At 68.0% G+C, this 14,558-nt stretch carries 8 protein-coding genes; 2 read left to right on the top strand and 6 right to left on the bottom strand.

Annotated elements, in window-relative coordinates; all coding sequences use genetic code 11:
* Positions 1-39: 39 nt before the first annotated feature.
* The 3 genes from murJ to GGC64_RS23845 are packed head-to-tail and all read right to left on the bottom strand — an operon-like array spanning position 40 to position 6,877.
* The gene (murJ, locus tag GGC64_RS23855; protein WP_192724960.1) at positions 40-3,717 is read right to left on the bottom strand and encodes a murein biosynthesis integral membrane protein MurJ; all 3,678 of its coding nucleotides are present in this window, start codon (positions 3,715-3,717) and stop codon (positions 40-42) included.
* Positions 3,714-6,104 carry a DUF6049 family protein gene (locus GGC64_RS23850; RefSeq protein WP_192725268.1) on the bottom strand — a complete coding sequence of 797 codons (2,391 nt, stop codon included), beginning with the start codon at positions 6,102-6,104 and terminating at the stop codon, positions 3,714-3,716. The genes murJ and GGC64_RS23850 overlap by 4 nt, the downstream gene beginning before the upstream one ends.
* A 14-nt stretch (positions 6,105-6,118) precedes the next feature.
* Complete coding sequence (locus GGC64_RS23845) at positions 6,119-6,877, bottom strand: NUDIX hydrolase (protein WP_192724959.1); 759 nt, start codon at positions 6,875-6,877, stop codon at positions 6,119-6,121.
* 85 nt (positions 6,878-6,962) lie between these two features.
* Between GGC64_RS23845 and GGC64_RS23840 the strand changes: the two genes are divergently transcribed.
* Both GGC64_RS23840 and GGC64_RS23835 read left to right on the top strand, forming a co-directional pair.
* A complete protein-coding gene (locus tag GGC64_RS23840; protein WP_192724958.1) occupies positions 6,963-8,399 on the top strand; it encodes a CCA tRNA nucleotidyltransferase in 1,437 nt (478 codons plus the stop codon).
* 171 nt (positions 8,400-8,570) lie between these two features.
* Entirely contained in the window at positions 8,571-9,059 is a 489-nt protein-coding gene (locus GGC64_RS23835) for a pullulanase (RefSeq protein WP_192724957.1), read from the top strand.
* On the opposite strand, the gene GGC64_RS23830 is transcribed toward GGC64_RS23835, so the two are convergent.
* From GGC64_RS23830 to GGC64_RS23820, 3 genes are all read right to left on the bottom strand, one after another.
* Positions 9,054-12,359, bottom strand: a complete 3,306-nt coding sequence (locus GGC64_RS23830; protein WP_192724956.1) for an AAA family ATPase — start codon at positions 12,357-12,359, stop codon at positions 9,054-9,056. The two genes, GGC64_RS23835 and GGC64_RS23830, sit on opposite strands and share 6 nt — an antisense overlap.
* Positions 12,360-12,431: 72 nt before the next feature.
* On the bottom strand, positions 12,432-13,205 hold the full coding sequence (locus GGC64_RS23825; RefSeq protein WP_192724955.1) for a TIGR03084 family metal-binding protein: 774 nt from the start codon (positions 13,203-13,205) through the stop codon (positions 12,432-12,434).
* Between the two features lie 10 nt (positions 13,206-13,215).
* Positions 13,216-14,499 carry an MFS transporter gene (locus tag GGC64_RS23820; RefSeq protein ID WP_192724954.1) on the bottom strand — a complete coding sequence of 428 codons (1,284 nt, stop codon included), beginning with the start codon at positions 14,497-14,499 and terminating at the stop codon, positions 13,216-13,218.
* Between the last annotated feature and the right edge of the window lie 59 nt (positions 14,500-14,558).

The raw sequence follows: 14,558 nt of genomic DNA, 5'->3' as shown, positions 1-14,558 counted from the left end.
CTTTACACAAGTTTGCGCCGCTGGGGATAGCCGCTCGTTTTACGAGGCGGCCTTCAGCGTGACCTCTGCGATGTCCGAGCGGCTCTTGCCGTCGACCTGGCCCAGCGTCGACACCCACACCAGCACGTTCGACGTGGGCGTCGGGTTGTCGACCTTGATGGTGTTCGAACCGGCCTTCAGCGTGGTGGCGGGCACCAGCACGGTGGTGTCGTCCAGCGTCGCGGGTGTCGGCGTCTGCGCCGCACGGATCTGCACCGCGGTGCCGGTGCTGTTCAGGTCGATGGTGACCTCGGCGAGCTTCGTCGGTTGCGGCAACTGCAGCATCAGCCCGACGCCGTTCTTGAAATTCGGGAACGGAACCGGATCCGAGTAGGTGTCGATGGGCCACACGGTCGCGGGATTGCCGTCGATGGCCTTGCCGGCCTCGTCGGGTGCGTCGGCTTCCCCCTCGGGTGAAAACACCGTTACGCGAACGGGTTTCACGACCTTGCCTGCCGAATTGTCGCCGCCCTGTGCTGACGTCGTCGGAGCGTTCAGGCCCAACTGGTCGCCGCCGAGACCACCGCCGACGTCTCCGAAGATCCCTTTCAGAACAGAGGCCAGCACGATCAGCGCGATGACGATGATCACCGCGCCGACGCCGAGCCCGACCATCAGCCCCTTGCGGCGTCGGGTCGCGGACTCCGGATCGCCTGCGGGCCCATCGCGGAACCGCGACGGCGGCGGCACAGGGGGCTGGTCGACCGGCTCGATCAACTCGGTGCGGTCGGCGACGGCGGTGGCCTGCTGCAGCAGGTTCAGCAGCGTCGGGGCGCTGCGGATGCCGCCGCCCTCCTGCACCGCGCGCGCTGCGGCAGCCGAGATCTGGAACGGGATGTCGCGATCGACGGCTCGCGGTTCGACCGGCTGGCCCGCGGGATCCAGCTCGGCGGCGGCCATACCGCTGCGCACCCCCGACTCGGCGAGCGGCCAGCGGTTGATCAGCAGCGCATACAACGCGGCGCCGATACCCCGGATGTCGTCTTCTGGCGTGGCGTCGGGCATGGTCGCCGGGAACGCCAGTGCGACGTCGCCCTCGATGCTGACCCGCACGCGGCTGGGATGATCGATCGACAACGCGACGCCGGAGCGGTGGGCGGCCTCTGCCGCCGCTGCCAGCGATTGGATGGCGCGCGCCCCGCCGATCGGCGACGGAGACGTCTCGGCCACTTCGGCCAGCGAGCCACCGCGGATCCACTCCGAAACCACCAGCCCGCCGGAGCCCGTGCTGGCGACGTCGAGCACCCTGGCGACGCCGGGCATGTCGAGGCGGCTCAACTTGAGCGTGCGGGCCAGGATCTCCTGCACCTGTTCGTCGGGCAGCGCAGCATCCGGGTCGACGAACGTCAGCGCGACCTGCCGGTCGAGCGCGGTGTCGAGCGCCTGCCAGAACTGCAGGTTCGGCGGGCCGCCGTGGAAGACCAGCAGCCGGTATCGGCCGCCGCCGATGCTGGCCCCGGGAATCAGGTGAACATCCTCGTCGGCGGTGGCCGACTCGATCGCGGGCTCACGCGGCGGCGCCAGGCCCACCGGTTCCCGCGTGGGGTCGCCGCCGTAGTCGGCAGGCGGGCGGCCGGACACCGGCATCGGCGACGTGCCGTTGGCGGGGTCGACGGGCTCGGCGGGAACGTCGGGTGCGAAGTCATCAGCCATTGGCCGAGGCAGCTTGGTCGTGGCGGTGCCGTCGGGGGCGGGGGCGGCGCCGGTCGCTTGGTCGTCGGTCACCGCTGGTCCCTTCCGCATCCAGTCACCGGCAACGCTGGCCGGAGGCCCGCGCCGGGCCGCCGCCGGGAATTGACGAGGGCGTGTCGCGAGCGAATTCCTCTGATCAGCGTACGTGAGGGGGCCACCCGGGCGTGGCCGGTCGGAGGGGGCCGACGGCGGTACGGCTACCCGTTTGCCCCTGCCGAGACGACGTCGGATGGCGGCCACAGCGGCCTGCGCGTCGGGCACCCGGGCGGCCACCAGCACCCCGCCGATGATCGGCACCATGATCAACCCGAGCACCAGCAGTCGCAGCAGTGAACCTGCGCCGCCCCAATTGCGGGTCAGTGCTTCCAGCCCGAAGAGCTGATCGACGACGTTCGCGACGAGCCCGGCGATCAGCGATGCCGCGATCGTGACGAGGATGGTGCGCACCACCGGCAGGCTGATCAGCCGCCCGTCGGGTGGGTTCAGGTTGGTGCGCAGCAGGAAGTAGCCGACGGTCGCGCCGGCCAGGAACCCAAGACCGTTGGCCAGCCCGAGGTAACCGGCAACCAGTTCCGGATCATCGGTCAGATACGGCGCCGCCAGCGACGCGGCGACCTTGACGATCGTGATCACGACGATCAGCAGGATCGGGGTCCACGGCTGCTCGCGGGCATAGAACACCCGAAGTACAAGCAGCACAAGGGCATACGGAATCAACGTGAATGCCGACAAGGTGATGGCCATGCCGAGATAGCCCGCGTCGGTTTCCCCGAAATTGCCGTAGGCGAACAGCGCGCTACCGATCGCCGGCCCGCCGACGGTCATCATCGCGACGATCGGGATCAGTGTCACCATCGTCAGCCGGGTGGCCAGCGACAGGTCGGCGAGGACCGCGGGGACATCGTCGGCGGCGGCGTTGCGGCTGAGCCGCGGCATCACCACGGTCAACACCGTCACGCCGATCATGCCGAACGGCAGCATCAGCACCAGCCAGGTGTAGTTGTAGATCGCGGGGCCGGAAGCCGCTGCGCCGCTGGCGATCCGGTTGCCGACGATCAAACCGATCTGGCTGATCAACACGTACAGCACCATGGCCGCGGCCATCGCGCCGAACTTCTTGAGCCTGTCGTCAATGCCCCACAGCGGACGAAGGCTGATGCGCTCCTTCCGAATAGCGACCAGCAGCACAGCCGTCTGCGCGAAGACGCCGAGCGTCGTTCCGATGCCGAGCACGAGCAGCTTGGCGTTGCCCATTTCCACCGGATCGATCGAAAGTTCGCCCGGCACAATGAGATACAAGACCAACGTAGCGATGGCAACGATGTTGTTGACTACGGGCGCCCACGCGGGTGGCCCAAACACGTTGCGGGTGTTGAGGATCGCCATGAACACCGACGACAGGCCGTAGAACAACACCTGCGGCAACAGCAGATACGCGAAAGCTGTGGTGAGCGCACGGTTGACCTGAGGGTCGCTCCCGAGCATCAGCCGAACGAGCAGGGGAGCGGCGGCCACCGACAGCAGGGTGACCACGACGAGCAGCGCGGTGGCCAGCGTGACGAGCCGACGGACGAACGCGGTGCCGCCGTCGGGGTCGTCGCGCTCGGCGCGCGCCAGCACCGGGACGAAGATCGCGGTGAACGTCGCCTCGAGGACCAGCGCGGCGATCAGGTTCGGCAGCTGGTTGGCCACCGAGAACGCCGATGACAGCGCGGCGCCGAGGATCGCGGCCAACAGCACGATGCGGGTGAAGCCGGTGATCCGGCTGATCAGCGTCGCGAATGCCATGCCCCACGACCGCGACACCACCGCGGCGTCGGAGAGTTCAGGGCGGCCGGCCCGCCGTCGCGGAGCCGGGCCGCGGGGCAGCCGCGGCGGCGGTGTCCTGCTGGCGGGCGGGTAGGTCGGAGTCCGCGGTGGGTAGCGGCGCGGCGGCACGCGGTTGACGGGCGGCGGCTGCGGCGGTGGGCCGCCGGCGGCGGTCATCCGTCCTCGCTGCTGCGGCTCATCGCGCGCGGCGACTCGTCGACGTCCTTCGCATAGGCGATCGCGACGTCTATCGGGTCGGGCCGGTCCAGATCGGCCGGGTCGGGTTCGCCGCGGAAGCGGTGCCACAGTCGTCGACCGACGAGCAGCGCCAACACCACACCGCCGGTCAGCGTGATGAAGAACAGCACCTTGCCGTAGGCGTTGGAATGCACCGAGAGCCGTACCGGTTCGCCGAGCGGCAGACCGTCGGCGGTGTGCAACGCCACGTCGACGGCCACCCGCTGCGTGAAGTGCACCTCGATCGGCACTTTGAGCGGCAGATAACCGGGGGGCAGCACGATCTCACCCATGTCGGTCACCGTCATGCCCGGCGGCGCGGCGATCTGCAGCCGCACCCGGATCGGCACGGGAAGGTCGTTGCGCAGCGCCAACGGCAGCGGGCTGTGCTCGGTGGCCAGCGTGTAGGAGCCGCCGGGGTTGACGATGGTGACGGCCCCGAACAGGTCGTCCACGGTGTGTCCGACGGTGGTCAGCCGCTGCTGGGCCAGGCCGTTACGGGCGTCCGGCGGCACCGTCTGGCTCAGCGCGCGAAGCATGTCCTCGCGCAGCGGCGCGGTGTACTGGGCACCGGTCAGGCCGGTGCGGTCGTCGGTGGCCAGCACGCCCGACAGCCCCCAGAGCCGCGCTGTCGTCGCCGCGATACCGGATACCACGCCGTCGTTGAACCGGCCGCGCGGATTCCCCAGAGCTTCCTCGGGAGGCGACGTGAGGTCCTGCGCGGGGATCGCGTTGGCCTCGGCGATCACCGCAGGAAGCGGCCGCGCCACGGCCAAGCCGGCGTGGATGGTCGATGCCACCGCGGTCAGGATCGCCTGCGCGTCCTCGGGAGCCAGGTTCCAGGCCAGCGGCGGCGAGAGGATCTGGGTGCGTGGCTCGGTGTCAGGGTGCAGGCCGCGCCACAGCAGCGAGCCGATGGCATCCTGGCGCCGCGCCACCTGCGAGTCGTGTTTGACCGGAATGTCCAGCGACGGGTCGAGATACGACGGCGAAGCAGGCTCGGTGCCTGCGCCGGCAAGCGCGGCGCCGACGGCCGGGTCGAACGGCGTGGCCGCCACTTCCGTCGTGTACCTGACCGGTCGCACATCTGCCGTCGCAGCCTCGCCCGTGGCCGAGTCCTGCGCGGCGCTGTTGGCGGCGGCGATCGCTACCGTCGGGCCCTGCACCGACAGCAGCTCGACCGTGGGCGCAGTCAGCGGACCGTCGCCGACGAGCGTGGCCCCCCGCGTCGACGTCACCCCGAGGATCTGGTCGACGATGTCGGCGGCGCTCTTGGTGGCGATCGCGCTCAGCCCCTTGTCGCCGACGCGTTGCAGCGCATCGAGGTCGGCCTGCGAATAGGTCGTCGGGGCCACGCACATCCGCTGCGCCAGACCCTTGAGTCGGTTGAGCCATGCGACCGCGGCGTCCTTGCCGGCGCCCGGATGCGTTGGCGTGCCGGGGCCCGCGTCGGGGGCGTCGTTGACGACGTAGCCGCCGGTCATCGCGTTGACGGTGACCAGCAGGTCGGGGTCGACGGCCAGACACGTCGCGTTGCGCACCTCGCCGCCGGGGTCTACCGGCGGGCTGGTCGCGAAGTCGATCGCCGACAACAGGGTGTCGAGCCGGCCGCCGGGCGCGAGCGAGGTCGCCAGGTCGTCGTCGATCAACCGGACGGGTGTCGTCCCGCCCGGTGCGCCTGCCGCCAGTCGTGGCCGATCGGCAAGTGGCCACAGCATGGTCAGCCGAACAGGTTTGGAGGTGTCGGGTGGTACCACCGACGTCAGCGTGTCCACAGCGGAGTCGGCCGCGGGTTCGGGCGGCACCCCGAGCACTGGAAGCAGGAAGCGGGCGTCGTCGAGGCGGGCCGGTGCGCCGTAATCCGGTGTGCCGTTGACGTTGACCATGATCGGGTACACGCCGGGCTGGTCGATGTGCAGCGACGGCAGTTCCGCCGACCGCAGCGGGTACGACAGATTGAACGGAACTTCTTGTCCGCGAAGCAATTCCGGGGCCAGCGTGATGAAATCGGCGACAGCCTCGTATTGGTCGACGTTGCCGGTGAGGTTGGTGCGCAGCCCGGCCGACGAAGTGACAGCCGATGCGTGTTCGAGGCGGACCATCACGTCGCGCACCGGCCGGTCGCCGACGTTGGCGATCGTTCCGCTGACGGTGACGACCGGCTCGCTGGTGGTGGTCACCACGTCGGGGGTGATGCGGTCGATGCGCACCTGCAGGAACGGAACGGCGCCCGGCTCACCCGCGGCGGCGTGGGGGAGCGCGACGGGGGCGGCGATGATCGTCATCAGCGCGAGGGCGGCCAGCAGCCGCGCCAGCACTCGCGGCATCGCCGCGGGTAGGGTCACGGCCCTTGTCCGCACCCGTTCGTCCGGCGAGATGGCTGTTCGTCGGGACGGCGGTTGCGGGTGTGCGAGTGCGTCTGGGCGCGCCTGCGCGGCGAGCTCCGCGGCAGCGGCGGCAGCGCCGCTGGGCCGTCCGAGTGCAGCTTGTCGATCAGCTCACCGGCGACCTCGGCGAGCCGGCGTTCGTCGGCATATGCCAGCCGCGACGGCAGCTCCTTGAGCGGCACCCACGCCACCTCGCTGACTTCGAGGTCTTCGTCGGAGAGCTCGCCGCCGAGGAACCGCATCAAATAGTGGTGCACGGTCTTGTGCACGCGCCTGCCCTCGGTCACGAACCAGTAGTCGATGCTGCCGAGGGCGGCCAGAACGCTGCCCTGGATACCCGTCTCTTCGGCGACTTCGCGGATCGCGGTCTGCTCGGCGGTCTCACCGAGTTCGATGTGGCCCTTCGGCAGCGACCACAGCATCCGCCCGCGCCGGTCGATACGCCCGATCAGGGCCGCGACCTGCGTTTCCTTGGGTCCGTCGATGCCATCGATGACCAGCCCGCCCGCGGAGGTTTCGTGCACGGTGCGCAGCCGGTCTGCGGGCCTGCGGGGGCGGGCCTGCTGCGGCTTGGCCTGACCATTCGACTGGTCTTTGGGGGTGGGCAGCGGATTGTTGTTGCGGTGTTCGGTCGATTCGGGCGGACCGGCAGCGCGTCGGCCGCGGCGCCTCCCCCGGCGCCGTCGTGGTTTGGCCTTCTCGCCGTCCGACACCTAAGCGATGGTAGCTGCCACGTTCATTCGCTCCCGCCGCACTCACCGGTCGTGACCGGCCCGTTGCACATTAGGGTTATCGAACGTGCCCGAATCTGCTGCTGATGCCGAACTGCTGGCCCGCGCCGCAGTGGCGCTGAACCAGCACGGCCCGGTCCTGGCCGAGCTGGGGCAGCTATTCGCTGACGCGGGCCACGAGCTGTACCTGGTCGGCGGCAGTGTGCGCGACGCGCTGCTGGGTCGCTTGGGCACCGACCTGGATTTCACCACCGACGCGCGGCCCGACCAGATGCAGAAGATGCTGCGGCCGTGGGCCGACGCGGTGTGGGACACCGGCATCGAATTCGGCACGCTCGGCGTCGGTAAGGGCGACGACCGCCTGGAGATCACCACCTTCCGCGCCGACACCTACGATCAGGTCTCGCGCAATCCGGAGGTGCGCTTCGGGGACCGCCTCGATGACGATCTGGTGCGTCGTGACTTCACCGTCAACGCCATGGCCGTGCGCATCACCGCGGACGGGCCCGGCGAATTCCTCGATCCCCTAGGGGGTTTGGCGGCGCTGCGGGCGCGGGTGCTCGATACACCGGCGGCACCGGAGGTTTCGTTCGGCGACGACCCGCTGCGCATGCTGCGGGCGGCGCGGTTCGTTTCGCAGCTCGAGTTCACCGTCGCACCACGGGTGCTGACGGCGCTGCTGGAGATGGCGCCGCAACTGGGGCGCATCACGGCTGAGCGGGTCGCGGCCGAACTGGACAAGCTGCTGCTGGGCAAGGACCCGGTCGCGGGCATCGATCTGATGGTGCAGACCGGCCTCGGCGACGTGGTGCTGCCGGAGGTCGGTGCGATGCGGATGGCCATCGACGAACACCACCAGCACAAGGACGTGTACTGGCATTCGCTGACGGTGCTCAAACAGGCCATCGGGCTGGAGGACGACGGGCCGGATCTGGTGCTGCGCTGGGCGGCGCTGTTGCATGACATCGGCAAGCCGGCCACCCGCAAGCATGAGCGCGACGGCGGCGTCAGCTTCCATCACCACGAGGTCGTCGGCGCCAAGATGGTCCGCAAGCGGATGCGGGCGCTGCGCTACTCCAAGCAGATGATCGACGACGTTTCGCAGCTGGTGTACCTGCATCTCCGGTTCCACGGCTACGGCGACGGCAAGTGGACGGACTCGGCGGTGCGCCGGTATGTCACCGATGCGGGGCCGCTGCTGGGACGGCTGCACAAGCTGGTGCGCGCCGACTGCACCACCCGCAACAAGCGCCGCGCCGCGAGGCTGCAGGCCAACTACGACGACCTCGAACACCGCATCGACGAGTTGGCCGCCAAGGAGGACCTCGCGCGGGTGCGCCCAGACCTCGACGGCAACGAGATCATGAAGATCCTCAACATCCCGGCCGGCCCCGAAGTGGGGGAGGCGTGGCGCTATCTCAAGGAACTGCGGCTCGACCGCGGGCCCCTGGATCACGACGAAGCGGTCGACGAACTGACCAAATGGTGGAACGCGAGGGGCTAGGAGCGTGTCAGGCCACGGACGCTAATCCGGTGCTGTGGCCGAAATCGACACCAGGGTCGTGGATTTGTCCTCCACACGGTTCATCAACAGCCCTGACGTCGGAATAGGCCATAGCAACTGCGCGAGGTGCAACTCTCGGAACCGGCTGGCCGGCGGTGCGTCTAACCCGCCATGGAGTACTGCCTTGGCGATACCGATGGCTCGGCGACGATGTGGACCGCAGACCCGAACATTGATGTGGACGGCGACGGCACGCTGGACGCTGTCGGGCTGGATTTCGACGGCGACGGTCTTGTCGACGACGCGATGGCCGACACCGACGGCGATGGCTTGGCCGATCAGATGGTCCGCGACCAGGCGTCGGAGCCGGTGTTCTTCAGCGACGACGGCACCGGCACGTGGGCGGTCAGCGTCGACCGGGGCGGGCAATTGCGATGGTTCGGTCTCGACGGCATCGAGCACACCGGTGGGCCGGTCGTCGATCTGGACGGCGACGGGCAGGCTGACGACCGGCTGACCGACGCCGACGGCAATGGGCTGGCCGATCGCGCGCTGTCCGGTGACGTGGCCTACGTCGACACCGACGGCGACGGCACGTGGGACGTCAAGCTCGCCGACTCGGACGCCGACGGCAAGGCCGACGCCGCCAGCCAGCTATAGCCGGTCCAGTAAGACCTTGGCGTCAATCAGGTCAGCGGTGTCAAAGCCTTCGGTGAACCAGTCGTAGACGGGCGCAAGCAGCCGCCGGGCTTCGTCGGTTCGATTCTGCTGCAACCACATTCGGGCCAGGCTCGTCGCCGCGCGCAGCTCCCACGACTTGGCTTGCTGCTTACGCGAGACAGCCAGCGCCTGCTGGAAGCAGCGCTGCGCCTCGTCAGCCAAGTCGTGTTTGAGCAACAACTCGCCTTTGACCCGGTGGGCTTCGGCTTCGTAGAGGCGTTCGTCGTTGCGTTGGACCCACTGCAGTGCCTCGGACACTGTCTCGAGTCCCGTCGCTATCTGGCCGTCTGCGGCATACGCCTCCGCCAAGACCGTGTAGAACCACGGCCACACCGCGCCGATGTTCACGGCCCTGCGTCGCGCCATCGCCTCGCAGATGTCCGTGATTCCCGCGGGTACGTCACCCTCTTGCGCAATCGCCCAGCCACGCGGAAGCAGACACCACAACCAGACCGCATCGAGGCCATGCTCGGCGGATATGGCCAGTGCCTCCTCGGCTTGAGTTCGCGCACCCACTGCGTCGCGGCGCAGTTGCGAAAGCTGAGCCGCGAACAGAAGTGTTATCGCGATGCTGTAGGGGTGGGCGAGCGATCGGGTGCGCGCGAGAGTCGACTCCATGGCAAGCGTCGCCCGATCCGGGTAACCCAGCGCCCAGTTGGAAAGCGCGGTTAGGTATCCGCAGATGATCCCCGGATTCTGGTTGTATGCGGCGACGCCTGCGCCGTGCTGGTCGGGGTTGTACAGCGCCAAGCCGTTCTGACTGTGGTCGCGGACATCGATGAAATCGCCTTGCCACCAAGCGACATAGGCCGCCATGGAATGTCCGGCCGCTAGCACGAGGGTGTCGTGTTGTTGTTGGGCCAACTCGAGGAACTCGTCGGCCAAGGTTCGCGCCTGGGGCAAACGGCCCCGAACAATCTGTGCATAAGCCAGACCCGACAACGCAGGGAACAGCTCAGGCGTGCTACCCACGCGTCTCGCCAGTTCGCGGGCGCGTGCGTAGATGTGCTCGACGGCCTGTGGACCCTGGACGAAACTCATCGACGGACCGAGCACCAGCTGAAGAGACAGCTCCTGTTTCGCGCGCTGGGGCGTGTTGGGAAGGGTGGCGAGCAACCGCAGGCCATGCGTTGCGTGGTTGGACGCTTCATGATTGGCGGAGCGCTGCAGCGCACGCCGGCCGGCGGCCTCCCAGTAGGGAATGGCTCGCTCGGTCAAGCCGGCCTCCGTGAAGTGGTGCGCCAATAACTCGGGCCTGGTGGCGACGGTGTCCGGAAATCCGGACTCGAGCGTTTGCGCGATGCGTTGGTGATACTGCTGCCGAGTGCTTTTCAACAGCGATTGATAGGCCGATTCCTGGACAAGCGCGTGCTTGAAGCGGTACGTCGCGTGCGGCGGGGCCCCCGCCGCGTACAGGAATTCCGACGCGATGAGTTGGTCGAGCCCGTGTTCAAGGGTAGCGTCATCCCACGGTGAAACCGCTTGTAGCAGTTGATAACTGAATTCGCGGCCCAGCGTCGCACCGAGTTGTGCCAGCCCTTTGACCGGAGCCAGTCGATCCAGCCGCGCCATCAATGAATCCTGAAGGGTGTTGGGGATGGCGAGTGGGGGCAGCGGGCCCGCCAGGGCGTATCGATCGAGGTGCTCTTCCAGCAGCCCCGATTCCAGCAGCATCTTGGTCAGTTCCTCGATGAACAGTGGAACGCCATCGGTCTTCGAAAGGACTTCCGAAAGCACCTGCGGTGGAAATGATTTGCCGTGCGCGACTTGCTGAGCCAACTCGGTGGCAGCGTCAGTGGGCAAGCGGTTGAGGTCGAGGACGCTGACACCGTCGGACCACGGTGACCGGAAGTCGGGCCGGCAGGTGAACACCGCCAGGATTGGTGCGGTGTGGACGCTTTCCACCAGTAGGTTCAGATACTCCAGCGTGGTCGGATCGATCCAGTGCAGATCCTCAACGATGAGCATCACCGGCTGTTTCTCCGCCCTGCGGAACGGGATCGTCATCAGCGCGCGCATGGTCTCCTGCTTCTGCTGCTCGGCGGTCAGCTCGGGCGAAACACGCTCAGCCTCAAGCGGAATCGACAGCAGTGTGGCGAACAGCGACACGGACTCGGTCAACGGAAGTCCGGTTTCGACAAGGAACCCTTCTAGCTTCGACAGCTTCTGCGCCTGCGAGTCCTCTCGCTCGAACCGCAAGACAACTCGCTCGAGCAGATCGATCAGCGGGTAGAACGCGGTGTGTTGGTAGTACGGCGAACACTGAAGATGTGTGAACCAGGCTTGCCGGTCGGAGGCGTGGTCGATCAGTGCCTTCACCAACCTCGACTTGCCGATCCCGGCCTCACCGGTGACAAGGAGCACTTCGCCCCGCCCGCCGACCACCCGCCGCCAGGTCCCTTCAAGCAATCCAAGTTCTGAATCCCGCCCGACAAGCGGAGTGAGCCCGGTGCTCGCCAGCGCCTCCAACCGAGTTCGGGCGGTGCTTTCATACAACACCCGGTAGACCTCGAGTGGAGTTGACACACCTTTGAGCGCCGGCGTGCCGATCGACTCGCATTCGAACAGCCCGCCAAGGAGTTGATGCGTTAAGGCTCCGATTACCAACGTGTTTGGCATCGCTACGCCCTGCAGCCGGGCCGCGATGTTCGGCGTATCGCCAAGCACCATGTCGTCGTGCCCTGTCTTGCCGACTTCGTCACCGACGACGACCAGCCCGGTGTGGCATCCCAGCCGGACAGCGAGGGACACCCCGTGTTTCTCGGACAATCCGGAGTTGAGTTGCCCGACCGCCTCGATGATGCCGAGCCCGGCGCGAACAGCGCGCTGCGCGTCGTCTTCATGCGCCCGGGGATAGCCGAAGTACACCAGCAGGCCGTCACCGAGGTACTGGGCGATGTGGCCGTCGAAGCGGGCGATCACCTTCGCGCACGCGTCGTAGTAGGCGCCCATGACATCGCGCCACTCCTCGGGGTCGAACTGGCTGGCCAGGATCGTCGACCCGACGAGGTCGCAGAAGAACATCGTCAACTGGCGTCGTTCGCCGCGATGACCAGCGCCCCACACCAGGCCGTGGCCGTCCTCGCTGACGGTGTCGGGATGTGAGTACAGCAATTCGGTGCGCAGTGCGTCCAAGCGTGCGTCGTCCAGGCCGAAGTGTTCCTTCAGCGCGCGATAGGACACCCGGCCGCGAGTGCGCAGAAGCTCAACCATTTCGTCGAGCACCGCATAGAAGTCCATCTGTCCCCCCGCTCCAGATGAAGCGTCAGGTCAATGGTGCGGCAAAACCGAGGGGCGTATCGCCTGAATTCCCTAACGGCCCGGGCCCGGCGGGCCCGCGAATGCCTGCGCGATGGTCAGCCACTTTTCGGCGTCGGCGCCGACGGCGGTCACGTCCAGGTCCGCCCGCGGCCTGCGCTGCGTGACCAGCATGCAGAAGTCCTCCGCCGACCCGGTGACGCGCTGAGCTGCGTCCTCGGGGCCCCAGTCCCACACCGAGCCGTCCGGCGCGCGCAGTTCCACCCGGAACGGGTCGGCCGGAGGCGTCAGCCCGTTGATGGAAAACGCGAAGTCGCGCGTGCGCACGCCGATGTGTGCGATCGACCGCAGCCGCGCCGTCGCGGGCCGCTTCACCCCCACCGTGTCGGCGACGTCGAGCCCGTGCGCCCACGTCTCCATCAAACGGGCGGTGGCCATCGACGCGGCGCTCATCGGCGGACCGAACCACGGCAGCTTGCGGCCGTCGACGACGGTCAGCAGTTCGTCGTGCAGACGTGTCCTGGTCTGACGCCAGTCCGCCAACAGCTCGTCAGGTGGCAGCGCGGCAAGCTCTTCGGCGCCTGCGTCGACGAAACCGGTCGGATCCTTGGCCGCCTCCGCCAGCACCTCCGCGAACGCGGCTTCGTCGGTCACGGAGGTCAGCGCGACCCGGTCGGTCCACAGCAGGTGTGCGATCTGATGGGCGATCGTCCAGCCCGGCGCGGGCGTCGTCTCGGCCCATCGCTCGGCGGGTAGGCCGGTCACGATTGCGTCCAGGTCGTCGCTTTCGGCACGGAGATCAGCCACGATCGGCCCCGCTGTCGACATGTCGGTCACCTTAGCCCTGAGCCGAAGCGCGACGGCCGACGCTGGCGTGGACCGCCAGCCCGGCGAGATAGACGCCGACGCCGGCGAGCGCCAGCCCAGGTTCATGACCGTCGGGCGGCATCACCGCCGCCGCCGCGGTGGTCGCGATGATGAACGACATCCAGAACAGGGCGTCCTGCACGGTGAACACGTGCCCGCGCAGGGCGTCGTCGACGTCGATCTGCATCGCGGTGTCCGCGCACAGCTTCACCACTTGTCCGGCCGCGCCGAGCAGAAACCCGCACGCCACCATCAGAGGCAGCTGTAGGCCCGAGCCGCACAGCTGCACCACCGCCGCGAAGGCAAGTGCACCATTGGGGGCCGCGTACCGGCCGAACCGACGGACAAGGGTCGGCGTCAGTGCCGTGGACAGGAACGAACCCAGCCCGGTTGCTGCGACGAACAGCACTGTGCTGCCGAGCCCCGCGACGGCCTGAGTGTCGGTGTGCCGCACGGTCACCAACACCAGCAACGTGTTGATGCCGAGCACCATCCGATGGGTGGACAGTCCCGCCAGTGTGGCCGCGACTGTCGGTACGGCCAGCACGGTACGCGCGCCGTGCACCCACCCGGTGGCTACCGCGTAGGCGACCGAGCCGTGAATTGCTCGCCTACTCTCGTGCGGCCCCAGGACGTCGGGATGAAAGCGCACCGACAGCAGCAGTGCGAGCGCGACGGGTAGGGCGACGATGAAAATGATTGCGGCGGCCCCGGTGTCGTCGGAGCCGAACAGCCAGCGCGGCAACAGCATGAAGTTCGCGCCGACGAATGCGGCCGCGGCGCCGGTGGCCACGGCCACCGCATTCATCGTGACGACGTTCTCGGCAGGGACCACATCCGGCAGCGCCGCCGACAGACCGGAGGACACGAACCGGGTGAATCCGTTGACGATCAAGGCGCCGCACAGAATCGGTATGTCACCTGTCCCCGCCACCAGCAGCGCGGCGACAGCGAGGACCAGCACCAGCCTGCCGAGGTTTGCCCCGATGAGCACCAGTCGACGATCCCAACGGTCGAGCAGCGCCCCGGCGAACGGGCCGAGCAGCGAGTACGGCAGGAACAGCACGGCGAACGCACCCGCGATCGCCCACGGGGTGGCAGCCCGCTCGGGGTTGAACAGGATGGCACCCGCGAGGCCGGCCTGGAACAACCCGTCGCCAAACTGGCTGACCGTCCGCAGCTCGAGGAGTCGCCAGAATTCGGGCAGCGCACGGACCGAACGCCACAAGGCGATCGGCGCGCGTGTGTCGGCCACTGAGAATCACGTCCTGGTTGAGCGGTACTGCAGATCGGCAACCCGACCCACAGTACAAA

Source organism: Mycobacterium sp. OAS707 (assembly GCF_014873705.1).
GTDB lineage: Bacteria > Actinomycetota > Actinomycetes > Mycobacteriales > Mycobacteriaceae > Mycobacterium.
This window is presented reverse-complemented; position numbering and strand designations above follow the sequence as displayed.

Coding starts and splice junctions, on each gene's coding strand:
- murJ (WP_192724960.1), bottom strand. CDS start 3,717: ATGACCGCCGCCGGCGGCCCACCGCCGCAGCCGCCGCCCGTCAACCGC.
- GGC64_RS23850 (WP_192725268.1), bottom strand. CDS start 6,104: ATGCCGCGAGTGCTGGCGCGGCTGCTGGCCGCCCTCGCGCTGATGACG.
- GGC64_RS23835 (WP_192724957.1), top strand. CDS start 8,571: ATGGAGTACTGCCTTGGCGATACCGATGGCTCGGCGACGATGTGGACC.
- GGC64_RS23830 (WP_192724956.1), bottom strand. CDS start 12,359: ATGGACTTCTATGCGGTGCTCGACGAAATGGTTGAGCTTCTGCGCACT.
- GGC64_RS23825 (WP_192724955.1), bottom strand. CDS start 13,205: ATGTCGACAGCGGGGCCGATCGTGGCTGATCTCCGTGCCGAAAGCGAC.